Annotated in this window: 22 protein-coding genes; 11 read left to right on the top strand and 11 right to left on the bottom strand. The window is 60.0% G+C overall.

Annotated elements, in window-relative coordinates; all coding sequences use genetic code 11:
* The first annotated feature begins 5 nt into the window (after window positions 1-5).
* Window positions 6-926, top strand: a complete 921-nt coding sequence (locus SJY36_RS12215; RefSeq protein ID WP_306285104.1) for a manganese-dependent inorganic pyrophosphatase — start codon at window positions 6-8, stop codon at window positions 924-926.
* 104 nt (window positions 927-1,030) lie between these two features.
* Here the strand turns inward: SJY36_RS12215 and SJY36_RS12220 are convergent, their stop codons facing one another.
* The gene (locus SJY36_RS12220; RefSeq protein ID WP_009825196.1) at window positions 1,031-1,597 is read right to left on the bottom strand and encodes a carboxymuconolactone decarboxylase family protein; all 567 of its coding nucleotides are present in this window, start codon (window positions 1,595-1,597) and stop codon (window positions 1,031-1,033) included.
* A gap of 99 nt (window positions 1,598-1,696) precedes the next feature.
* On the opposite strand from SJY36_RS12220, the gene SJY36_RS12225 reads away from it, so the two are divergent.
* The 6 genes from SJY36_RS12225 (at window position 1,697) to SJY36_RS12250 (ending at window position 6,316) form a co-directional block, all read left to right on the top strand.
* Window positions 1,697-2,269: a TetR/AcrR family transcriptional regulator gene (locus SJY36_RS12225; protein ID WP_386175464.1), complete on the top strand. Its 573-nt coding sequence runs from the start codon at window positions 1,697-1,699 to the stop codon at window positions 2,267-2,269.
* 98 nt (window positions 2,270-2,367) lie between these two features.
* Entirely contained in the window at window positions 2,368-3,240 is an 873-nt protein-coding gene (locus SJY36_RS12230; RefSeq protein ID WP_386175467.1) for a TIGR01459 family HAD-type hydrolase, read from the top strand.
* A 90-nt stretch (window positions 3,241-3,330) separates the two neighbouring features.
* Window positions 3,331-3,774 carry a MaoC family dehydratase gene (locus SJY36_RS12235; RefSeq protein WP_005849555.1) on the top strand — a complete coding sequence of 148 codons (444 nt, stop codon included), beginning with the start codon at window positions 3,331-3,333 and terminating at the stop codon, window positions 3,772-3,774.
* A 105-nt stretch (window positions 3,775-3,879) separates the two neighbouring features.
* A complete protein-coding gene (locus SJY36_RS12240) occupies window positions 3,880-4,812 on the top strand; it encodes a bifunctional riboflavin kinase/FAD synthetase (protein ID WP_037944760.1) in 933 nt (310 codons plus the stop codon).
* Entirely contained in the window at window positions 4,809-5,279 is a 471-nt protein-coding gene (locus SJY36_RS12245; protein ID WP_289080219.1) for a YcgN family cysteine cluster protein, read from the top strand. Before SJY36_RS12240 ends, SJY36_RS12245 begins: the two co-directional genes overlap by 4 nt.
* Window positions 5,279-6,316: a threonine aldolase family protein gene (locus SJY36_RS12250; RefSeq protein WP_386175471.1), complete on the top strand. Its 1,038-nt coding sequence runs from the start codon at window positions 5,279-5,281 to the stop codon at window positions 6,314-6,316. Before SJY36_RS12245 ends, SJY36_RS12250 begins: the two co-directional genes overlap by 1 nt.
* 3 nt (window positions 6,317-6,319) lie before the next feature.
* Here the strand turns inward: SJY36_RS12250 and SJY36_RS12255 are convergent, their stop codons facing one another.
* Both SJY36_RS12255 and SJY36_RS12260 read right to left on the bottom strand, forming a co-directional pair.
* Complete coding sequence (locus tag SJY36_RS12255; RefSeq protein ID WP_386175474.1) at window positions 6,320-7,108, bottom strand: alpha/beta fold hydrolase; 789 nt, start codon at window positions 7,106-7,108, stop codon at window positions 6,320-6,322.
* On the bottom strand, window positions 7,105-7,701 hold the full coding sequence (locus SJY36_RS12260) for a 2-hydroxychromene-2-carboxylate isomerase (RefSeq protein WP_184581550.1): 597 nt from the start codon (window positions 7,699-7,701) through the stop codon (window positions 7,105-7,107). The genes SJY36_RS12255 and SJY36_RS12260 overlap by 4 nt, the downstream gene beginning before the upstream one ends.
* A gap of 108 nt (window positions 7,702-7,809) precedes the next feature.
* Between SJY36_RS12260 and SJY36_RS12265 the strand changes: the two genes are divergently transcribed.
* Window positions 7,810-8,829 (top strand): ribose-phosphate pyrophosphokinase, encoded by a 1,020-nt coding sequence (locus SJY36_RS12265; RefSeq protein ID WP_005849565.1) that lies wholly within the window; start codon window positions 7,810-7,812, stop codon window positions 8,827-8,829.
* Between the two features lie 31 nt (window positions 8,830-8,860).
* Here SJY36_RS12265 and SJY36_RS12270 read toward each other — a convergent pair whose 3' ends face one another.
* The 7 genes from SJY36_RS12270 to SJY36_RS12300 all read right to left on the bottom strand — a co-directional run bounded on the left by SJY36_RS12270 (window position 8,861) and on the right by SJY36_RS12300 (window position 15,262).
* On the bottom strand, window positions 8,861-9,199 hold the full coding sequence (locus tag SJY36_RS12270; protein ID WP_386175477.1) for an H-type lectin domain-containing protein: 339 nt from the start codon (window positions 9,197-9,199) through the stop codon (window positions 8,861-8,863).
* A 127-nt stretch (window positions 9,200-9,326) separates the two neighbouring features.
* Window positions 9,327-9,764 carry a F0F1 ATP synthase subunit epsilon gene (locus tag SJY36_RS12275; RefSeq protein WP_005849569.1) on the bottom strand — a complete coding sequence of 146 codons (438 nt, stop codon included), beginning with the start codon at window positions 9,762-9,764 and terminating at the stop codon, window positions 9,327-9,329.
* Window positions 9,765-9,776: 12 nt separating this feature from the next.
* Window positions 9,777-11,201 (bottom strand): F0F1 ATP synthase subunit beta, encoded by a 1,425-nt coding sequence (gene atpD, locus SJY36_RS12280; protein ID WP_005849570.1) that lies wholly within the window; start codon window positions 11,199-11,201, stop codon window positions 9,777-9,779.
* 19 nt (window positions 11,202-11,220) lie between these two features.
* Window positions 11,221-12,099 carry a F0F1 ATP synthase subunit gamma gene (locus tag SJY36_RS12285; RefSeq protein ID WP_386175480.1) on the bottom strand — a complete coding sequence of 293 codons (879 nt, stop codon included), beginning with the start codon at window positions 12,097-12,099 and terminating at the stop codon, window positions 11,221-11,223.
* 14 nt (window positions 12,100-12,113) lie between these two features.
* Window positions 12,114-13,652, bottom strand: coding sequence for a F0F1 ATP synthase subunit alpha (gene atpA, locus SJY36_RS12290; protein ID WP_386175483.1), 1,539 nt, complete (start codon window positions 13,650-13,652; stop codon window positions 12,114-12,116).
* Window positions 13,653-14,213 (bottom strand): F0F1 ATP synthase subunit delta, encoded by a 561-nt coding sequence (locus SJY36_RS12295; protein WP_174226613.1) that lies wholly within the window; start codon window positions 14,211-14,213, stop codon window positions 13,653-13,655.
* 302 nt (window positions 14,214-14,515) lie between these two features.
* Window positions 14,516-15,262 (bottom strand): methyltransferase domain-containing protein, encoded by a 747-nt coding sequence (locus tag SJY36_RS12300; protein WP_386175485.1) that lies wholly within the window; start codon window positions 15,260-15,262, stop codon window positions 14,516-14,518.
* Window positions 15,263-15,413: 151 nt separating this feature from the next.
* Between SJY36_RS12300 and gloB the strand changes: the two genes are divergently transcribed.
* The 3 genes from gloB to SJY36_RS12315 all read left to right on the top strand — a co-directional run bounded on the left by gloB (window position 15,414) and on the right by SJY36_RS12315 (window position 19,643).
* The gene (gene gloB / locus SJY36_RS12305; protein WP_386175488.1) at window positions 15,414-16,181 is read left to right on the top strand and encodes a hydroxyacylglutathione hydrolase; all 768 of its coding nucleotides are present in this window, start codon (window positions 15,414-15,416) and stop codon (window positions 16,179-16,181) included.
* Between the two features lie 175 nt (window positions 16,182-16,356).
* Window positions 16,357-18,678 (top strand): ATP-dependent Clp protease ATP-binding subunit ClpA, encoded by a 2,322-nt coding sequence (clpA, locus tag SJY36_RS12310; RefSeq protein ID WP_005849580.1) that lies wholly within the window; start codon window positions 16,357-16,359, stop codon window positions 18,676-18,678.
* Window positions 18,675-19,643 carry a M23 family metallopeptidase gene (locus SJY36_RS12315; protein WP_386175492.1) on the top strand — a complete coding sequence of 323 codons (969 nt, stop codon included), beginning with the start codon at window positions 18,675-18,677 and terminating at the stop codon, window positions 19,641-19,643. Before clpA ends, SJY36_RS12315 begins: the two co-directional genes overlap by 4 nt.
* Window positions 19,644-19,645: 2 nt before the next feature.
* Here SJY36_RS12315 and SJY36_RS12320 read toward each other — a convergent pair whose 3' ends face one another.
* A complete protein-coding gene (locus SJY36_RS12320; protein ID WP_386175495.1) occupies window positions 19,646-21,394 on the bottom strand; it encodes a peptidoglycan -binding protein in 1,749 nt (582 codons plus the stop codon).

Here is a 21,394-nt window from a genome sequence, read left to right on the forward strand (position 1 = left end):
TTCCTATGACAACGCTTGTTTTTGGCCATAAATCCCCCGACACAGACAGCACCGGCAGCCCGATCATCTGGGCATGGTACCTGAATGAAATCAAAGGCGTCGACGCCGCCCCCGCCCTGCTGGGCGAGCCCAACACCGAAGCGCTGTTCATGCTGGACCACTGGAAGCTGGACAAGCCACAGATCATCGACGACGTGCAAGCCGACCAGCCCGTTGTGATCGTTGACACCAACAATCCTGCCGAACTGCCCGCCAGCATCAATGACGCGGACATCACCGCCATCATCGACCACCACCGTCTGGTGGGCGGGCTTGAAACCAAAGGCCCCGTCAACATCGTGATGGAGACGCTCGCCTGCACCGCGACGATCATGTACAAAATGATCGGTGATGACATGGCGCAGATGCCCGCCAATATCAAAGGCGCGATGCTGACCTGCATCCTGTCCGACACGCTGGAATTCCGCAGCCCGACCACAACGCAAGAAGACACCGCCATCGCCCACGCGCTGGCCAAGGATCTGGGTGTCGACATCGCTGAATATGCGGCGCAGATGTTTGCGGCGAAATCCGACGTCTCGTCCTTCTCCGAGGCAGAGCTGCTGCGCATGGATTCGAAAGAATACGAAGTCGACGGCAAGAAATTCCGCGTCTCCGTTCTGGAAACTACATCGCCCGCAGCCGTGCTGAACCGTAAAGACGCGCTGATGGCTGCTATGCCCGGCGTTGCCACAGAAGACGGGGCCGATCAGGTATTGCTTTTCGTAGTCGACATCCTGAACGAAGAAGCCACCATGCTGATCCCCAACGACTTTACCAAGTCTGTGGCAGAGAAAAGCTTTGGCGCGACCGTCACCGGTGACAGCGTTGTCCTGCCCGGTGTGATGAGCCGTAAAAAGCAGATCATCCCGAACATCAAAGTCTAAACGGACCTAACTGGCCCCTTGCTTAGCGGGGGCACAAACGCAAAAGCCCCCCTGAGATCAGGGGGGCTTTTGTCATTTCAGCGCCGCGCCGAAGCGTGAGGGGCTTATACCTTCAAAGGGGTATCGCCGCGTTCCCATGCCAGCGGCTTGAACACGTCGTCGACGGGTGTCTGCGCGACGTGGTTCACGTAGTTGGACATGGTTTTCTGCGCCATCCCAAGGATCACATCCAGCACCGCGCGGTGGCCATAGCCCGCGTCAAAGAACGCTTTCATCTGATCGTCGGACACATTGCCGCGCTGGCGGAACATCTGGACGGTAAAGGTGCGCAGCGCTTCCAGCTTGGGTGTCGGCAGCGCGGTTTCGTTGCGTAGCGCGTCCGAGATTTCGTCCGATACCTTCATCATCTTGGCGATACCTGTGTGCGCAGGGACGCAGTAGTGGCATTCGTTTTCGACGTTGATCGCCTGCCAGACAACTGTCAGCTCTTCCGCATCAAAATCGGTTTCGGTGAACAGCTTGTGCAGCACCTGATAGCCTTCGTAAGCCTGTGGGCTTTCGGCCAGAACCTTGTGCAAACCGGGCAGACGGCCAAAGGCCTTCTGCGACTGCTCAAGCAGCGGCTTGGAGGCTTCGGGTGCGGTATCAAGATCGTGAGAGGGGAAGGACATGGAAAAGCTCCTGTAAATGTTTCGCTAAAGTACATTTAGGGTTTATTGAGCGATCACTCAAGTATATAATTGAGCAATCATTCAAGAAAAGGTGATCCCATGCCCCGCAAACCCAGCTATGACCGTGAAGATCTGATCGAACGCGCCCGCGATCTGTTCTGGCAACGCGGTTGGGCGGGCACGTCGCTGAAGGACCTGGAGGCGAGCCTTAAGATGAAGCCGGGCAGCTTCTATGCAGCGTTCGGGTCAAAGGATGCGCTGTTCGAACTGGCGCTTGATCGCTACGCCGCTGACGGGTCAGAGCGGATGAAGACGCTTGCCCGTAACGAAGGCCCCCTGCCCGCGCTGCAAAAATTTCCCCGCATGGTGATTTCGAATGACACCGCACCGGCCAAAGCCTGCATGCTCTCGAAAACCCTGCTTGAACTGCAAGCCCACCGTCATCCGCTGGCGCAAAAGGCAAACGCCCATCTGCTGAAGATGGAGCAGATGTTCGCAGAGCTGTTTTTCCAAGCCCAAGCCGCCGGTGACATCAGCACCGAACACGATCCGCGCAGTCTGGCGCGGCGCTACCAGTCCGATGTGCTGGGGCTGCGCGTCTCGGCGGAACGTGAGGGGGTGGATGCCGCCGCCATCGCGGGCGAAATCGCGGACGGGTTGGCGCGGCTCTGACACGCATCACGGCGCGGGCCTGTTGCGCTGCCCAGTTGCCCCGCGGGGGGATGTGTGCTTTCTGCGGTGCAAAGCTCTTGCAGATTGGAAAGCGGCCCATGACCCAGATTATCAATAACCTTTTCGAAATCTCTGACCGCTATGACGCCTTGTTCGTGGACCTTTGGGGCTGCGTTCACGACGGGGTCAAGGCGCTGCCGGATGCGGTCACCGCGCTGCAAGCCTATCGCAACGGCGGCGGCAAGGTGGTGCTGGTCACAAACTCCCCCCGCCCCCGCGACGGCGTGATCAAACAACTGGCGCATTTCGGGGTACCGGATGATGCGTGGGACGATATTGCCACCTCGGGCAATTCTGCGCGCACGGCGATGTATCGCGGCATGGTGGGCACGCAGGTCTGGCACCTCGGCCCGCCCACGGACAAACACTTCTTTGATCCCAGCGACGTGCTTGATGATCCTGTCGATATCCAACGGGTTGATCTGGAAGACGCCGAAGGCATCGTCTGCACCGGCCCTTTCGATCCGTCCGAAGACCCCTCAGTGCTGCGCCCGCAACTGCTTTATGCCAAGCAAAAGGGGCTCAAGCTGCTTTGCGCGAACCCTGATATCGTGGTGGACCGTGGCGATGTGCGCGAATGGTGCGCCGGTGCGGTCGCGGCGCTTTATACCGAGATGGGCGGGGAAAGCCTGTATTTCGGCAAGCCGCACCCGCCGATTTATGACCTGGCCCGCCGCAAGCTCTACGCATTGGACAAGGACATCACCGACAATGGCATTCTCGCCATCGGCGACGGCATCCATACCGATGTCAAAGGGGCCATGGGCGAGGATATCGATTCGCTTTTCATCTCTGGCGGTCTGGCCGCGCGGGAAACCGAAACGCAGACCCAGCCCGATCCCGAGGCGCTAATCCGTTATTTGGAAAAGGAAACATCGGCTCCGACCTACACAATTGGGCACCTACGCTGACCTACTTTTTCCTTGCGTTTCTGCGCCTGCAAAGTAATTAAGTTTCACACTGGATAAAACTGGCGTCACTTTATTACTGAAAGGGCTGGCATGTTGGATAATCTGCCCCGTGGAACGATCTGTATTGAAGATATCGAAATCGGCATGACGCGCTATCTGCGCAAGGTCATCACCGACGAAGACATCGAGATGTTCGCGCAAGTGTCCACTGATCGCAATCCGGTACATCTGGACGACGCCTATGCGCAGGACACCATCTTTGAGGGGCGGATCGCCCACGGCATGCTGACTGCTGGCCTGATCTCAGCCGTGATCGGAGAGCAGCTGCCGGGGCATGGCACCGTCTACATGGCGCAGTCGCTCAAGTTCCTGGCCCCCGTGCGCCCCGGCGATCTGGTCTATGCCGAGGTGAAGGTCACCAATATCGAATTCGACAAGCGCCGTGTGAAACTGGATTGCCACTGTGCGATTGACGGCAAAAAGGTCCTGATTGGCGAAGCAACCGTTCTGGCCCCGTCGCGCAAGTTCGACTGACGATAGCCCTCCCGCCAGCGCCCGCCCCACGACGCTGCGGTTTTTCGGCACCGTGACCCGCCCCGCTGCTTGTCAGCACCGGCAGAGGGGGCTACCACCAAGCGCATGGAAATCATTCGCGACTATCAATTTGTATCCGCTTCCGATCAGGGGGCGACCGCCGCTATTGGCAATTTCGACGGGGTGCATCTGGGGCATCGGTCGGTCATCGATATGGCCCGCGCCGCCCTGCCCGACGCGCCCTTGGGCGTGGTCACATTCGAGCCACACCCCCGCGAATATTTCGCCCCCGACGCCCCGCCCTTCCGCCTGATGGGCGCAGAGGCGCGCGCGCACCAGTTGCAAAAGATCGGCGTCGACAAGCTGTATGAGCTGGGGTTCGATGCCGCCCTCTCCGGCCTCAGCCCCCGCGCCTTTGCGCAGGAGGTGATCGTTGATGGGCTGGGCCTGCGCCATGTCGTCGTGGGCGCGGACTTCCGCTTTGGCAAGGCGCGCGCGGGCACCGCTGAACAGCTGCAGGCCTTCGGTGCCGAGATGGGGTTCGGCGTGACCATCGCTCCGCTGATGGCAAAGGGCCCTGATACCGTGTCTTCGACCGCGATCCGCAACGCGCTGACAGAGGCACGCCCCCGCGACGCCGCCGCGATGCTGGGCCATTGGCACCGCGTTGAAGGCCCGATCCTGCACGGTGAAAAGCGCGGGCGCGAACTGGGCTACCCCACGGCGAATATGTCGATCGACGGGCTGCACCCGCCGGCCTTTGGTGTCTATGCGGTGCTTGTCGATGTGCTTGAAGGGCCGCAGGCAGGGCGCTACCACGGCGTTGCCAGCCTTGGCGTGCGCCCTATGTTCGGCGAGAACAAGGCCAACCTCGAGACATTCATCTTCGACTTCAAAGGCGATCTCTACGGCAAGCATGTCTCGGTCGCGCTGGTCGACCACCTGCGCGGCGAGGAAAAATTCGACAGTCTTGACGCCCTGATCACCCAGATGGACGCCGACAGCGCACAGGCCCGCAGCATTCTGGCCGCGCTATGACCGATCCGATTGCCGCCAAAGGTCTTGCCAAACGGTTCTGGGAAAAGAAGCCGCTGAACAAGATGTCGCAAGACGAATGGGAAGCGCTGTGTGACGGCTGCGGAAAATGCTGCCTGAACAAGCTTGAAGACGAAGACACCGAAGAAGTCGCCCTGACCCGCGTGGCCTGCCGCCTGCTGGATGATGCGACCTGCCGGTGCAGCCACTACGAGAACCGGCACCAATTCGTGCCCGACTGCATCGTTCTGAAGCCCGACAATCTGGATACCCACGCCTATTGGATGCCACTGACCTGCGCCTATCGGCTGCTATGGCAGGGCAAGCCGCTGTATGACTGGCACCCGCTGATCAGCGGTGACCCTGATAGCGTGCATCGCGCGGGGATCTCGGTGCAGCATAACACCGTCTCGGAATTCGACACCCCGTTCGAGGAATGGGAAGACCACATCATTGAGGAGCCAACCTGATGTTTTTTGCCTCTGACAACGCGGGCCCTGTTCACCCCCAGATCATGAACCGTCTGGCACAGGCAAACACCGGACACGCGATGCCCTATGGCAACGATCCCATCATGGACGAAGTCCGCGACGCGATCCGCACCGCGTTCGAGGCACCCGAGGCCGCGGTCTATCTGGTCGCAACCGGCACCGCTGCCAATGCGCTCGCGCTGGCGTGCTACACCCAGCCGTGGCAGACGATCTTTTGCTCCGTCACCTCGCATATCCACGAAGACGAATGCAACGCGCCCGAGTTCTATGCCGGTGCCGCAAAGCTGACCGTGGTTGAAACCGACGACAAGATGACGCCCGAGGCGCTGACAAAGGCGATCGAGAAACACCCCGAGGGCAATGTACATGGCGCGCAGCGCGGGCCGGTGTCGATCACGCAGGTGACCGAACGGGGCTCGGTCCACTCGCTGGAAGAGCTGAACGCCCTCACCGCTGTTGCCAAAAGCTATGACCTGCCTGTGCATCTGGACGGGGCGCGCTTTGCCAATGCGCTGGTTGCCCTGGGCTGCACCCCGGCAGAGATGACGTGGAAAGCGGGCGTCGATGTCGTCAGCTTTGGCGGCACCAAGAACGGTTGCATGGGTGTCGAGGCGGTGATTTTCTTCGACCCCTCCAAGGCTTGGGAGTTCGAGTTGCGGCGCAAACGCGGGGCGCATCTGTTTTCCAAGCACCGGTTCCTGTCTGCGCAGATGGCGGGCTATATGCAGGATGATTTGTGGAAGACAACCGCCGCCTTGGCCAATGACAACGCGCGCCATCTGGCCGACGGTTTGCGCGCCGCAGGGGCAACGCTGCTACATAAACCCGACGCCAATATGATCTTTGCCAAATGGCCCCGCCGCATCCACCAGAAGCTGCATGATGCGGGGGCGAAATACTATGTCATGGATGGCCCGTTAGAGGGCGACGACCCGAATGAGCCCTTATCGGCGCGGCTGGTCTGTGACTGGTCGATCGGCACAGAGGCGATCGACCAGTTCCTATCGTATTTCTGACCGCTATACCGTTTCGAGAAAGCTGCGGATTTCAGCGGCGACGGCCTGCGGGTGTGTGATCGGGGCCATGTGCCCCGCCCCTTCGATTGCCTTGCGTGTTACATTCGGCAAACGGCGGGCGATGGACGTGCTGATCGCATCTACCATATCCGCCGATGTGCCCCCGTCCATCAACAGCACCGGCATCGCGGCGCGGGCGAACTTGCCCGGCTCTAGCAGCCCGGCATTGTCGTCCCGCAAGAACGGCTGGCTGGCGGGCACATAATGGATACGGTCAGCCATATACTGGCGCAGCTTTTCCGGCGTCTGTTCCCATCCGCTGCCATCGCCCCAGCCGGTGTTGAAGATGCGCGCGGCCTCCATCCGGTCGCCCGCGTCAAAAGCCGCATCGAACCCGCCGGAGTTGCGATCCGCGGCCGCCACCCGTGCCGGATCGTCAGCCAGAGCCGCCGCGAAATAGACCGGTTCGATCATCGTCAGGCTGCGCACCAGTTCGGGGGTCTCGATGGCAATCCGCAAGCCGATCGTCGCGCCAAAAGAATGGCCGATAATATCAATCGGTTCGGTCACCAGTTCCCGCACCAGATCGGTCGCCCGGGCATGGATATCCCCCAGCCCGTCCCAATCAGCGGATTTCCCGTGGGAGGGCAGATCGGGACACAGCAGCGTCAGTTCATCTGCCAACGCCTCGCCCACGCCGCGCCACGCGCCGGAATGGGCAAGCGTGCAGTGAACAGCCAGCGCGTGCCGCGGACCATGCCCGAATTGACGTGTATATAAACCTGAACTCACAATTTACCTGCCATCACGAGGTCAAGGTCTTCAAGCCGGTCCTGGCCCCAGAACTTGTGGCTGTCGTCCAGAATATAGAATGGCGCGCCAAAGACGCCCTTTTCGACCGCCTCTTCCAGATTGCGCGCGTAGGTATCAGCCCCCTGCAGCAAGCCTTTATCGGCCAGCGCGGGGTCAAACCCGGCTTTTTCAAGACAGTCGCGCACGACCGCATCTTCGGCAATATCGCGTTCCTCGGCCCAGACGGCGGTCATGATCAGCTGGCACAACTTGCCTACATCGCCACCTTCGTTCTGCGCTGCGATAATGGCGTACGAAGACGGCGCGCCGTTGGTGGGCCAATGCGCGGGTTTGAGGTTGAACGGCATCCCCAGCTTCTTGGCCTGGCGCGGCAGTTCAATCGCGCGATACTCTTGTCGCGACGGATGCCGATCTTTCGGAGGCTGCCCGCCGGTGCGCCCGAAAGCGGTAATCAGATCGAAAGGTTTATAGGTGATCGTCGCCCCGTGTTTGGCGGCGATTTCCTCAAGCCGGTTTCCCGCCAGATAGGCATATGGTGAAAGTGTCGCAAAAAAATAGTCGATATGGGGCATTTGGGTCTCCGATCAGGGCTGTGCAGCTTTGCCAGACCGTAAGGCCATGCTAAGCGGTGTCAACGTCACGATTCTGTCACATGTTCTGCATCCAGGGACCCTTTGCACATGGCTCAAACCACCGAACCCAAACTGATCTCAGGTAACGCGAACATGCCGTTGGCCAAAGCCATCGCACGGCGGATGTCGCTGCATCGGGGGGTCAACGTAGGGCTGGTCGACGCACGGGTCGAACGGTTCAATGACGGCGAAATCTTTGTGGAGGTTTACGAAAACGTCCGCGGCGAGGATATGTTCATCATCCAGCCAACGTCGAACCCAGCCAATGACAACCTGATGGAACTGCTGGTCATGGCCGACGCGCTGCGCCGGTCCTCTGCGGCGCGTGTCACGGCTGTTCTGCCCTATTTCGGGTATGCCCGTCAGGACCGCCGCACCAAGGCTCGGACGCCGATCACCGCCAAGATGGTCGCCAATATGATGGTCGGCAGCGGTATTGAGCGTATCCTGACGATGGACCTGCACGCCGCACAGATCCAGGGTTTCTTCGATATCCCTGTCGACAACCTCTATGCCTCCCCCGTTTTTGCGCTGGACATCCAGAACGAATTCAAGGGCCGCATGGACGAGCTGATGGTCATCTCGCCGGATGTGGGCGGCGTGGCCCGCGCACGCGAACTGGCGAAGCGCATCAACTCCCCCCTCGCCATCGTGGACAAGCGCCGCGAAAAGCCCGGCGAGATCGCAGAGATGACAGTGATCGGCGATGTGACCGACAAGGTCTGCCTGATTGTGGACGACATCTGTGACACCGCCGGCACCCTGTGCAAAGCGGCGGAGGTGCTGATGGAAAACGGCGCGAAGGAAGTCCACTCCTACATCAGCCACGGCGTTATGTCCGGCCCTGCGGTCGAACGCGTTAGCAATTCGGTGATGAAATCGCTGGTCATCACGGACAGCATCGCGCCGACGCCCGCCGTCAAACAAGCAACAAACATCCGGATCGTGCCTACAGCGCCGATCTTTGCGCAGGCGATCCTGAACATCTGGAACGGCACCTCGGTCTCGTCCCTGTTCGACGCCGACACGCTAGAGCCGATCTACGACGGCATGTACAAACCCGGCTAAGCGCCCCTGAAACAACGGCTGGGGGCGCTGCTTAAAGCTCCCAGTCGTCTTGCTGCGGCAACGGCCCAATGGCCATCCAAGACGCCCTGACGCGCGCGATACGCGTATCGCCCCAGGTGCGGAACACCAGTTCAAAACCTTCCTTCGTCACATTCTCTGATCGCAGATCCGCGCGCATGACCGTGGCGTTATCCACGTCCCACAGCGCAAGCGAGGCGTGTACAGTGGGGATATCGCGGTATGGCGCGGAAAAGGTGATATGGTTGCGCCGCTCGCGCTGGCCCTTGCCCGTCCACATCTCGCCACCATCCTGAAAATCGGAGAACAACACCGTCTCTCCGCTATCGATACCAACGCTGCTTGCGTTCATTCTTTTCATGGTGATGGCCTGCCCCAACCTGTCCTACCCCTACAATCCGACAACCATAAGTTAAGGTTAACAAATAGAAAAGGCCCCGCGGATGCAGGGCCTTTTCATCAAAACGGGCAAGGAAACGTCAGAGGCTGGGTTGCTTGCTCGACAAGCCGATTTCGTCCCCCATGGCAACCATGTCGGACAGCAGCTTGGCTGCGTCGTCTACGGGGCCAGGTTCATTCACGAAACCCTCTTTTGCCGTTGTGTACATGGCTTTGGCTTCGGCGATCATTTCGTCCAGATGCTCTTGGGTCATATCACCCTTGGACACCGCGCGTTCGGCCAGGACCGATACGCCTTCGGAAGAAATCTCGGCAAAGCCGCCGGTTACCACATACTCAGCAGTGCCTTCCGGGCCTTCAACACGCAGCACACCGGGGCGCAGCGTGGTGATGGTGGGGGCATGATCAGGCATTGCTGTCATGTCCCCGTCCGCACCCGGAATCTGAACGGCCGTCACCTGCATCGAGGCCAGCCGCCGCTCGGGCGAAACGAGGTCGAATTGCATTGTGTCTGCCATTTTCAGCGCTCCTTAAGCGGCGTCTGCCGCCATTTTTTCAGCTTTCGCTTTCACTTCTTCGATGCCGCCAACCATGTAGAAGGCACCTTCGGGCAGGTGATCGTATTCACCGGCAACAACCGCCTTGAAGGAGGTGATTGTCTCTTCCAGTGGAACCTGCTTACCGTCGGAGCCGGTGAACACTTTCGCAACGTCGAAAGGCTGGCTCAGGAAGCGTTCGATCTTACGCGCACGGGCAACGGTCAGTTTGTCGTCTTCCGACAGTTCGTCCATGCCGAGAATCGCGATGATGTCCTGCAGCGACTTGTAGCGTTGCAGGATACCCTGAACGTCACGTGCCACGTTGTAGTGCTCTTCGCCAACGATGGATGGGTCCATCAGACGCGATGTGGAGCCAAGCGGATCAACAGCAGGGTAGATACCCTTTTCCGAGATCGAACGGTCCAGAACGGTTGTCGCGTCAAGGTGCGCAAAGGATGTCGCGGGCGCAGGGTCGGTAAGGTCATCCGCAGGAACGTAAACGGCCTGAACCGATGTAATCGAACCGGATTTGGTCGATGTAATACGTTCTTGCATCGCACCCATGTCGGTCGCCAGTGTTGGCTGGTAGCCCACGGCCGAAGGAATACGACCCAGGAGAGCCGAAACCTCGGAGCCGGCTTGGGTAAAGCGGAAGATGTTGTCGACGAAGAACAGAACGTCGGTACCGGATTGGTCGCGGAACTGTTCGGCCAGTGTCAGACCGGTCAGAGCAACACGCATACGCGCTCCGGGAGGCTCGTTCATCTGGCCGTACACCAGCGCAACCTGCGATTTTTCCAGATCATCAGGGTTGATAACGTTGGATTCGATCATCTCGTGGTACAGGTCGTTCCCTTCACGGGTACGTTCACCAACGCCCGCGAAAACCGAATAACCGGAGTGCACTTTGGCGATGTTGTTGATCAGTTCCATGATCAGAACGGTTTTACCAACACCGGCACCACCGAACAGACCGATCTTACCACCCTTGGCGTAAGGTGCCAGAAGGTCGATAACCTTGATGCCTGTTTCCAGTACTTCGGATGTGGTCGACTGTTCCGCGAATTCGGGCGCGTCAGCGTGGATCGAGCGACGCTCGGCCGACTGGATGTCGCCTTTTTCGTCGATGGCTTCGCCAACAACGTTCATGATGCGGCCCAATGTGGCGTTACCCACTGGGATCGAGATTGGCGCGCCTGTGTCTTCGACGCGCTGGCCGCGAACCAGACCTTCGGTCGCGTCCATCGCGATGGTACGCACGGTGTTTTCGCCAAGGTGCTGAGCCACTTCGAGGATCAGTTTCTTGCCGTGGTTTTCAGTTACAACAGCGTTAAGGATCTCTGGCAGGTGATCCTCGAACTGCACATCGACGACGGCGCCGATGACTTGTGTGATTTTGCCGACTGCATTTGCCATGTCGTTTCTCCGATTTGTCCTACAGCGCTTCCGCGCCGGAAATGATTTCGATCAGCTCGTTGGTGATGACGGCCTGACGCGAACGGTTATACTCGATGGTCAGATCTTCGATCATGTCACCGGCGTTCCGTGTAGCGTTGTCCATTGCCGACATCCGGGCACCCTGTTCAGAGGCCGCGTTTTCCAGCAGAGCCGAGAAGATCGCCGTTGCAACGCCGCGCGGCAGCAGGTCGGCCAGGATGGCCTCTTCGCTGGGCTCGTAGTCGAACAGTGTCGTCGCCTCGTCCGCGCCTTCGGTCTCTTCGAAGGTCGCCGGGATGATCTGCTGTGCCGTCGGGATCTGGCTGACGACGTTCACGAACTTCGCATAGAAGATCGTGGCGATGTCATATTCACCCGCGTCAAAACGGCCAAGTACGTCCTTGGCGATCCCCTGCGCATCGGCATAGCCAAGGCGCTTGACGTCGCTGAGGTCAACGTGACCGACCAAAAGGTCGCCAAAGTCACGACGGATGCTGTCGCGGCCTTTCTTGCCAACGGTCAAAATCTTGACCTCCTTACCCTTGGCGATAAGGCCACGGGCATGGGCTTTGGCAAGCTTGGCGATGTTGGCGTTAAAGCCACCGCACAGGCCACGTTCAGCGGTCATGACAACCAACAGGTGAACCTGATCCGACCCCGTGCCGTTCAGCAGCTTGGGGGCGGTGTCAGACCCACCTACCGATGCAGCTAACCGCGACATCACAGCGTTAAAACGCTCTGTGTAGGGGCGGGACTGCTCGGCAGCTTCCTGCGCGCGGCGAAGCTTCGCCGCGGCAACCATTTGCATGGCTTTCGTGATCTTGCGGGTCGATTTGACCGACGCGATCCGGTTTTTTAGGTCCTTGAGGTTTGGCATGTGCCCTCCCTCCCTTAAGCGAAGTCAGCGGCGAAAGAATTGATGGCAGCTTTGATCTTGTCTTCCAGCTCACCCTTCACCTTGCGGTCGTTGTTGGTGATGTCAGCCATCAGGTCGGCGTGCTTGCTGCGCAGATGCGCCAGCAGGCCCGCTTCGAAGCGGCCGACTTCTTTGACGTCGATCTTGTCGAGGTAGCCGTTTGTACCCGCATAGATCACGCAGACGATTTCCGCGTTGGTCAGGGGGGAGTACTGAGGCTGCTTCATCAGCTCTGTCAGGCGCGCACCACGGTTCAGCAGCTGCTGAGTGGAGGCATCAAGGTCGGAACCGAACTGAGCAAAGGCCGCCATTTCGCGGTACTGAGCCAAGGACAGTTTAACCGGACCGGCAACAGAAGACATCGCTTTGGTCTGAGCCGAGGACCCAACGCGCGAAACCGACAGACCGGTGTTCACAGCAGGACGGATACCTTGGTAGAACAATTCGGTTTCCAGGAAGATCTGACCGTCGGTGATCGAGATCACGTTGGTTGGAATAAACGCGGAAACGTCACCACCTTGGGTTTCGATGATCGGCAGAGCTGTCAAAGAGCCGTTGCCTGCGTCATCGCCCAGCTTCGCCGAACGCTCGAGCAGACGGGAGTGAAGATAGAAAACGTCACCTGGGTAAGCTTCACGCCCGGGCGGACGACGCAGCAGCAGGGACATCTGGCGGTAGGACACGGCTTGCTTGGAAAGGTCATCATAGATGATCAGCGCGTGACGGCCGTTGTCGCGGAAGAATTCCGCCATAGCTGTTGCGGAGTATGGTGCGAGGTACTGCATTGGCGCAGGCTCGGACGCGGTGGCGGCAACAACGATGGAATAATCAATCGCGCCTGTTTCCTCGAGCTTTTTAACAAGCTGGGCAACAGTCGAACGTTTTTGGCCGATCGCAACGTACACGCAGTACATTTTCTTGCTCTCGTCGTCGCCTGCGGCGTCGTTGATCTGCTGTTGGTTCAGGATCGCGTCCAGAGCAACGGCAGTTTTACCGGTCTGACGGTCACCAATGATCAGCTCGCGCTGGCCACGGCCAACGGGGATCATCGCGTCAACGGATTTCAGGCCAGTCGCCATTGGCTCGTGTACCGATTTCCGTGGGATAATGCCGGGGGCTTTAACGTCCGCGAGGCCACGCTCGGTGGATTCGATGGGGCCTTTGCCGTCGATGGGGTTACCCAGACCGTCAACAACACGACCCAGCAGACCGTTGCCGATTGGCACGTCCACGATGGAGTTGGTGCGCTTGACGGTGTCGCCTTCTTTGATGTCGCGGTCGGAACCGAAGATAACAACACCGACGTTGTCTGTCTCGAGGTTCAGGGCCATGCCCATGATGCCGCCGGGGAATTCGACCATCTCGCCAGCCTGGACGTTGTCCAGACCATACACGCGAGCGATACCATCACCAACGGACAGAACGCGGCCAACTTCGGCAACTTCTGCTTCTTGACCAAAGTTCTTGATCTGGTCCTTCAGGATCGCAGAAATCTCTGCAGCTTGGATACCCATTTATCCGACCTCTTTCATTACATTCTGGAGGGAATTGAGCTTTGCGCGGATCGACGTGTCGATCATCTTAGAGCCCACTTTTACGATAAGACCGCCAATGAGGGAGTCATCAACGGTCGCATTCAACGTTACTTTTTTGCCTGTGGTCGCGGCGAGCGACTTGGACAGCTTTTCGGACTGCGCTTTGGTCAGCGCCTTGGCCGAAATCACATCAGCAGTCACTTCGCCTTTTTCGACGGCGATGATGTCACGCAGGTTCTGGACCAGCTGCGGCAGGACGAACAGACGGCGCTTGTTGGCCATCAGTTCCAGCGTGCTGGCGAGCGTCTGAGACAGGTCCATCTTTTTGGCGATGGCACTGATCGACGCGGCTTGCTGTTCGCGCGTGTAGATCGGCGAATTGATCAGATCGCGGAAATCTTCGCTTTCGGCCAATGCGGCTTGCAGCGCATCAAGATCTTTCTCGATCTGGGGAAGGGCTTTGGCCTCTTGGGCCAACTCGTACACGGCGGTCGCATAGCGTTGTGCGATACCTGTAGAGATTGATGCTGTTTCGGACACGTCCATCCTCTCATACGTCAGGGCCGGATAAGCGAATACATCGCGTCACCGGGGTGTTGGCGCGACTTGAAATTACCCAAGACGTCTAAATCAGGGCGGATGTAGCAGACGGACCCGCATCCCGCAACACAGTATAGTGAGGTTGCCACAGGAAAGCGCCCCTTATTCTTAGCGCAATGCACCCCTGCGACGCTTTGACCTGATCAACCTGCCTAAAAATCAATAGACATCCGGCAATTTCGGGTGTGCCAGCAATTCTTGCCGCCGTGGCGCGGGGGTCACATAGGCTGCGGCAGGGCCGCCTAAACTGCCGAAGGCGTCACCGCGCCGACCCCTTCCAAAACGCGGATCGACCGGCGCGCTGGTGTGCGTGCAACCTTGCCTTTGGGCGGGTACACCAGCTTGGTCACCTCGACCATAAACGCCCCGCCCGCCATGATCGTCGGCATGTGCCGCCCGACCTTTTCAAACAGCGGCCCCGCGCGCCGGAACGTCCGTCTGGTCGAGGGCATCAGATACAGCGCACCCAACTGGCGCTCTGGCAGGAACTGGTGTTTGCGCAGTTGCGTTTCGAGCTGCCCCAGCGAATAGGGCCGCCCGTATCCGAAGGGCGTGATATCGCTACGCGCCCAGAAGCCTGCACGGTTGGGCACGATGAACAGCGCCCTGCCCCCCGGCCCCAACACGCGCCAGCATTCCTCCAGCAGGTCGCCCTGCCGGTCAGACGTTTCAAGCCCGTGCATCAGAACCAGCCGGTCGACATGTCCGGTTTCAATCGGCCAAAGCGTTTCTTCGGTCAGCACAGAGGTATTGGGCATGCCCGCGGGCCAAGGCATGACCCCCTGCGGCCCCGGCATCAGCGTCATCACCCGCCGCGCATCCGCCAGATAGGGGCGCAGCAAGGGGGCCGCAAAACCAAAGCCCACAACGGTCTGCCCCTTCGCCTCGGGCCAAAGCTCAAGCATGCGGGTACGCAGGGAATGCTGCGCCGCGCGGCCAAGGGCACTGCGATAGTAAAAGTTGCGCAGGTCTTGGACATCAAGGTGCATGGGCAAAGGGCCTTGTTGGGTGGATCGCCCCGACCCTAGACCAAAGCCACGCGCCGCAAAAGAGCGGACTGCGCGAAACCCGTTTGCAGCACCGCCCTGCCCGCGCTAGCGTGGTGATCCGCATCCCGAAACCCCGACCGGAGCCGCTGCCATGTCCTTTGATCTTGTGACCATACCCTGCCTGTCCGACAACTACGCCTTCCTGCTACGCGACCAGACCAGCGGCAAGGTCGTCTTGATCGACGTGCCCGAGGCCGCGCCGATCGCTGCCAAGCTGGACGAGTTGGGCTGGACGCTGACAGAAATCTGGCTGACCCATCACCACCCCGACCACATTCAGGGCGTGCCCGCGCTGGTGGCCGACCACCCTGCCCGCGTGATCGGTGCCAAGGCTGATGCCGAACGCCTGCCCCCGCTGGACGCGGCCTATGACGACGGGCAATCCTTCACCTTCGGCGCGCATACGGTCGATGTGATCGATGTGTCGGGCCATACCGTCGGGCATATCGCCTTTCACGTCCCCGCGGCCAAATGCGTCTTTACCGCCGACAGCCTGATGGCGCTTGGTTGTGGTCGTTTGTTCGAAGGCACGCCCGCGCAGATGTGGGACAGCCTGCAAAAGCTGATGCGCCTGCCCGCCGATACCACCGTATGTTCGGGTCACGAATACACGCAGTCGAACGCAAAATTCGCCCTGACGGTTGATCCGGAAAACGCGGCACTTATATCTCGTGCAAGAGAGATCGATCAGGCCCGTGCTGATGGCGAGCCGACAGTTCCCTCGACGCTTTCAACGGAACTTGAAACCAACCCCTTCCTGCGCCCGTCCGATCCGGGCATCCGTGCGCAACTGGGGATGGTCAACGCCACCGACACCGATGTGTTTGCCGAAATTCGCGCGCGCAAAGACCGTTTCTGACCGCCGCAATCATGGTCTAAAATCGACGTTCACGATAAATGTGACAGCGATATTGCAGAAAAACCTTGAAGCTGCGCCGTGATCAACCAAACTCTAATACTATGAGGCCATGCTCGGTTGCGGCGCGTCCTGTTTCTGACGCCCCCTCCGACACAGATCGAAAAGGAGCACGCCTGTGCCTTCATTCTCGTCTACCCTAGAACAAGCCATTCACGCGGCGCTGGCCCTTGCCAATGCGCGCAAACATGAATTCGCTACGCTTGAACATCTTCTTTTGGCCCTGATCGACGAACCCGACGCCGTGCAGGTGATGAAAGCCTGTTCTGTCGATATGACCGAACTGCGCGAAACGCTGGTCGAATTTGTCGATGAAGACCTGAACAATCTGGTCACCGATGTTGACGGCTCCGAAGCGGTGCCAACGGCAGCGTTCCAGCGGGTGATCCAGCGCGCGGCGATCCATGTGCAATCCTCTGGCCGGACCGAAGTGACCGGCGCGAACGTGCTGGTCGCGATCTTTGCAGAACGCGAAAGCAACGCCGCCTACTTCCTGCAAGAACAGGATATGACGCGCTATGATGCGGTCAATTACATCGCGCATGGCGTCGCCAAAGATCCGGCTTTCGGTGAACCACGCCCCGTGTCCGGTGCGCCGGATCACGAGGAAGAAGCCCAAGGCGTCACCGATGGCGACAAGAAAGAATCCGCGCTGGCGAAATACACCGTTGATCTGAACGCGAAATCCCGCGAAGGCGACGTTGATCCGCTGATCGGCCGGTCGGACGAGGTGGAACGCTGCATCCAGGTGCTGTGCCGCCGCCGCAAGAACAACCCGCTGCTGGTGGGTGACCCCGGCGTCGGGAAAACCGCCATCGCCGAAGGGCTGGCGCGCAAGATCGTTGCCGGTGAAACGCCCGAGGTCTTGGCCGAAACCACGATCTACTCGCTCGACATGGGCGCGTTGCTGGCGGGCACCCGCTACCGCGGTGATTTCGAAGAACGTCTGAAAGCCGTCGTGACCGAGCTGGAAGAACATGACAACGCCGTCCTGTTCATCGACGAGATCCACACCGTTATCGGTGCCGGTGCCACATCCGGCGGCGCGATGGATGCCTCCAACCTGCTGAAACCCGCGCTTGCGGGCGGCAAGCTGCGCACTATGGGGTCGACCACCTACAAGGAATTCCGCCAGCATTTCGAAAAAGACCGTGCCCTTGCGCGTCGTTTCCAAAAGATCGATGTGAACGAGCCTTCGGTCGAGGATGCGGTGAAAATCCTGCGGGGCATCAAACCCTATTTCGAGGATCACCACTCGGTCAAATATACCTCTGACGCGATCCGGACCTCGGTTGAACTGGCGCACCGCTATATCAACGACCGCAAACTGCCTGACTCCGCCATCGATGTGATCGACGAAGCGGGCGCGGCGCAGCATCTGCTGGCGGCCTCGAAACGGCGCAAGACCATCGGCACCAAGGAGGTCGAAGCTGTGGTCGCCAAGATCGCGCGCATCCCGCCCAAGAACGTGTCCAAGGATGATGTGATTGTGCTCAAGGATCTTGAGGCATCGCTGAAACGCGTCGTCTTCGGTCAGGACAAGGCGATCGAAGCCCTGTCGTCCGCGATCAAACTGGCCCGTGCCGGCCTGCGCGAGCCCGAAAAACCCATCGGCAACTACCTGTTCGCAGGGCCGACAGGTGTAGGTAAGACCGAGGTGGCGAAACAGCTGGCCGACACGCTTGGTGTGGAACTGCTGCGTTTCGACATGTCTGAATACATGGAGAAACACGCCGTGTCCCGCCTGATCGGTGCCCCTCCCGGCTATGTCGGGTTTGATCAGGGCGGCATGTTGACCGATGGCGTTGACCAGCACCCGCACTGCGTACTGCTGCTCGACGAGATGGAGAAAGCCCACCCGGACGTCTACAACATCTTGTTGCAGGTGATGGATCACGGCAAGCTGACGGACCATAACGGCCGGACAGTGGATTTCCGCAATGTCGTGCTGATCATGACGTCGAACGCAGGCGCGTCCGAGCAGGCGAAAGAAGCGATCGGCTTTGGCCGTGACCGTCGCACCGGCGAGGATACCGCCGCGATCGAACGGACCTTCACGCCCGAATTCCGCAACCGTCTGGACGCGGTGATCAGCTTTGCTCCGCTTCCGAAAGACGTGATCTTGCGGGTGGTCGAAAAATTCGTGCTGCAGCTTGAAGCTCAGCTGATGGACCGCAACGTGACGATTGAACTGTCCACAAAAGCCGCCGAATGGCTGGGCGACAAAGGCTATGATGCACGAATGGGTGCGCGCCCCCTTGGACGCGTCATCCAAGAGCACATCAAAAAGCCCCTCGCCGAAGAGCTGCTGTTCGGCAAGCTGGCGAAAGGTGGTGTGGTCAAGGTCAACGTCAAGAAGGGCGAGCTGGACCTGACGATCCTCGGGTCGGAAAACCCCAAGCTGACCGGCAACAAGCCACCGTTGCTGACAGCTGAATGATACCACGCAGCGCCGTATTTGCGCTTGCCCTGCCCTTTGCCAGCCCCATGCTGGCAGAGGGTTTTCTTATCTCCCCTCCCCTTGACTGCGACCTTGGCACAGACTGCTTCATCCAGCAGTATGTCGATAGCGACCCGTCGTCTGATGCGATGGATTTCACCTGTGCCGCGCTAAGCTATGACGGGCACAAAGGCACGGATTTCGCACTGTCCAGCCGGGCCCGTATCGCCGACAACATCCCCGTCCTTGCCAGCGCCGCAGGCCGTGTCACCGGTATGCGCGACGGTATGGCTGACAGCGGCTATACCAGCGAAAACGCCGCCAACATCGACGGTAAGGAATGCGGCAACGGCGTCGTGCTTGACCACGGGAACGGTTGGGAAACGCAGTACTGCCACCTCAAACAAGGCTCCGTCAGCGTCACCAAGGGGCAAGAGGTCGCCTTGGGCGATACCATCGGCTTTGTCGGGCAGTCGGGAAAGGCCGCCTTCCCCCATGTGCATCTGTCGGTGCGCAAAGACGGGGCCGTCGTTGATCCCTTCGATCCCGATGGGACCACCAGCTGCGACGCGCCCGGTGATAGCAATCTTTGGGCCGAACGGCCCGACTACCGCGCCGGTGGGCTGATCAGCATTGGTTTTGCCGATGCGGTCCCCGCCTATGACGCCATCAAACAAGGCGAGGCAACGGCGGCGTCCCTGCCCGTGGATGCGGATGCGCTGGTGATCTGGGGCTACATGTTTGGCACGCGGGCGGATGACATCGTGAACCTGTCCATCACCGGCCCTGACGGCATGGTGATCGCGGATGATGTGACGCTGACCAAAACCCAGGCCCAAGCCTTTCGCGCCATCGGCAAACGTGGCCGCGTCGACTGGCCCGCGGGCACCTATAACGGCACGGTGACGATGATCCGCGGCCTGCAGATCATTAGCCAACGCAGCACGGAAATCGAGGTCAAATAACGCTACCTCTCAGTCAGCTTAAGCTCGATCCGGCGGTTTTGCGCGCGGGCGGCTTCGGTATTGCCACTGGCAACGGGCTGATATTGGCCAAAGCCGTTCGCGGCCAACCGTTCAGGTGCGATCCCGAGAAAGTTGATCATATATTTGACCACAGATAAGGCGCGCGCCTGACTAAGCTCCCAGTTATCCGCAAATTCGCCCAACCCCGACAGCGGCTGGTTGTCGGTATGCCCGTCTACGCGAATGACCCAGTCGATTTCAGGCGGGATATCGGCTGCGATGTTGCGTAGGATACCGGCGACCTTGGCGATTTCTCCGCGACCATCGGCGGACAGCGTGGCGGCCCCCGGGGGGAACAACACCTCGGAAGAGAAGACGAAACGGTCCCCCTCGATGCGCACACCCTCCTGGTTGCCCAAAAGCGCGCGCAGACGGCCAAAGAACTCGGACCGGTATTGTTCGAGGTTCTTTGTCTCGGCCTCAAGCCGCGCACGTTCAGCCGCTTCAAGCTCGGCGCGGCGGCGTTCTTCGGCGGCGACCCGTGCGAGAGCGGTGTTCAGGTCTGACCCCAGCGATTGCAACTGCACCTCTTTCGCGGCATCGCGTGCGACGGCATCATCCAGCAGGGATTGCAGCTCTCCCAACTGGCCGCGCAGGGCGGCGACCTGCTGGTTCAATAGTTCTGTCTGGCGTTGTGCCGCAGCAGTCGCCGCTTCTTCCTGCGCCAGCTCGGACCGGGCGGCATCCAGCAAAGCGGCCTGTTTCTCTGCATCCGACAGCTCTGCCTCGGCGCGGTTCTCAGCGGCAAGCTTTGCCGCAAGCGCATCCGCCAGTTTAGCGCGCAGCTCTGCCCGATCGGCCTGAGTTGCTTCAAGAGTTTCGGTTTCCGCCAGCGCAGCGGCAAGTTCTGCATCCAGCGTTTCCTTGGCCGCGCGGGCGGCGGCGAGCAGGGTCAGCGTATCCTCGGCTTCCTTGCGCTGCGCCTCTAGCGCCAGCGTCATTGCGGTCAGCTCTGCATCGGCATTTTCCAGCTTTTTGCGCAAGCGTTCGGCGGCGGCGGCTTCGGCCAGACGGGCGGCTTCGGCCTCTGACAGCGCGGCGGCATTCTGCGCGGCGGCGGTTTCCAAAGCGGCCTGCGCATCCTGATTTTGCGCCCGCAGATCATCCACCAGCGCTGTCAGCGCATCACGGCGGGCGGCGGCAAGGCGGGCGGCTTCGGCCTGGGCGTCCGTCTCTGACCGCGCCTGCGCCAAGGCAAGGTTCAACGCCTCTTGCGCGCTCAGTAGTTCTTCTTGTCGTGTCTCAAGCGCTTCTCCACGGGCGACCGCCGCATCCCGCTGGGACAACAGACTTGCCACCTGAGCTTCGAAACCGGTGATCTTGGCCTCTGCCGCGTCAAGCTGTGCGGCCTGCGCATCGCGTGTCGCGGTCAAGGAGGCGATCATCGCCGCCTGCTCTGCCGCCTGATCGCGTGCAGCGGTGAGGGATGTGTTCAGCGTCCCCAGTTCTGCCTCAAGCTCGGCCGTGGTCTGCCGTTCCATCCCAAGCGCTTGCGCCAGTGCCGCGACTTCGCCCGACAATGAATTCAGTTCGTTCTCTTGCCCGTTGATCCGCTGGGTCTGTACGGCTTGCAGCACCATAAAGATGGTCAACACGAACATCAGCACCAGCAAAAGACCCGTCATCGCATCCACGAATCCCGGCCAGATCGAGCCCTGAAACCGTGCCCCAGTGCGTCGGGAAAGCGCCAT

Source organism: Sulfitobacter sp. R86518 (assembly GCF_042466275.1).
GTDB classification, from domain to species: Bacteria; Pseudomonadota; Alphaproteobacteria; order Rhodobacterales; family Rhodobacteraceae; genus Sulfitobacter; species Sulfitobacter pontiacus.

What these genes read in the sequence shown, in the direction of transcription:
- SJY36_RS12270 (WP_386175477.1), bottom strand. Translation starts at nt 9,199, where the DNA reads ATGAACGCAAGCAGCGTTGGTATCGATAGCGGAGAGACGGTGTTGTTC.
- SJY36_RS12275 (WP_005849569.1), bottom strand. Translation starts at nt 9,764, where the DNA reads ATGGCAGACACAATGCAATTCGACCTCGTTTCGCCCGAGCGGCGGCTG.
- SJY36_RS12220 (WP_009825196.1), bottom strand. Translation starts at nt 1,597, where the DNA reads ATGTCCTTCCCCTCTCACGATCTTGATACCGCACCCGAAGCCTCCAAG.
- SJY36_RS12260 (WP_184581550.1), bottom strand. Translation starts at nt 7,701, where the DNA reads ATGCCCCATATCGACTATTTTTTTGCGACACTTTCACCATATGCCTAT.
- SJY36_RS12245 (WP_289080219.1), top strand. Translation starts at nt 4,809, where the DNA reads ATGACCGATCCGATTGCCGCCAAAGGTCTTGCCAAACGGTTCTGGGAA.
- atpD (WP_005849570.1), bottom strand. Translation starts at nt 11,201, where the DNA reads ATGGCAAATGCAGTCGGCAAAATCACACAAGTCATCGGCGCCGTCGTC.
- SJY36_RS12300 (WP_386175485.1), bottom strand. Translation starts at nt 15,262, where the DNA reads ATGCACCTTGATGTCCAAGACCTGCGCAACTTTTACTATCGCAGTGCC.
- gloB (WP_386175488.1), top strand. Translation starts at nt 15,414, where the DNA reads ATGTCCTTTGATCTTGTGACCATACCCTGCCTGTCCGACAACTACGCC.
- SJY36_RS12215 (WP_306285104.1), top strand. Translation starts at nt 6, where the DNA reads ATGACAACGCTTGTTTTTGGCCATAAATCCCCCGACACAGACAGCACC.
- SJY36_RS12235 (WP_005849555.1), top strand. Translation starts at nt 3,331, where the DNA reads ATGTTGGATAATCTGCCCCGTGGAACGATCTGTATTGAAGATATCGAA.
- SJY36_RS12225 (WP_386175464.1), top strand. Translation starts at nt 1,697, where the DNA reads ATGCCCCGCAAACCCAGCTATGACCGTGAAGATCTGATCGAACGCGCC.
- SJY36_RS12250 (WP_386175471.1), top strand. Translation starts at nt 5,279, where the DNA reads ATGTTTTTTGCCTCTGACAACGCGGGCCCTGTTCACCCCCAGATCATG.
- SJY36_RS12285 (WP_386175480.1), bottom strand. Translation starts at nt 12,099, where the DNA reads ATGCCAAACCTCAAGGACCTAAAAAACCGGATCGCGTCGGTCAAATCG.
- SJY36_RS12315 (WP_386175492.1), top strand. Translation starts at nt 18,675, where the DNA reads ATGATACCACGCAGCGCCGTATTTGCGCTTGCCCTGCCCTTTGCCAGC.
- SJY36_RS12265 (WP_005849565.1), top strand. Translation starts at nt 7,810, where the DNA reads ATGGCTCAAACCACCGAACCCAAACTGATCTCAGGTAACGCGAACATG.
- atpA (WP_386175483.1), bottom strand. Translation starts at nt 13,652, where the DNA reads ATGGGTATCCAAGCTGCAGAGATTTCTGCGATCCTGAAGGACCAGATC.
- SJY36_RS12320 (WP_386175495.1), bottom strand. Translation starts at nt 21,394, where the DNA reads ATGGCGCTTTCCCGACGCACTGGGGCACGGTTTCAGGGCTCGATCTGG.
- SJY36_RS12230 (WP_386175467.1), top strand. Translation starts at nt 2,368, where the DNA reads ATGACCCAGATTATCAATAACCTTTTCGAAATCTCTGACCGCTATGAC.
- SJY36_RS12240 (WP_037944760.1), top strand. Translation starts at nt 3,880, where the DNA reads ATGGAAATCATTCGCGACTATCAATTTGTATCCGCTTCCGATCAGGGG.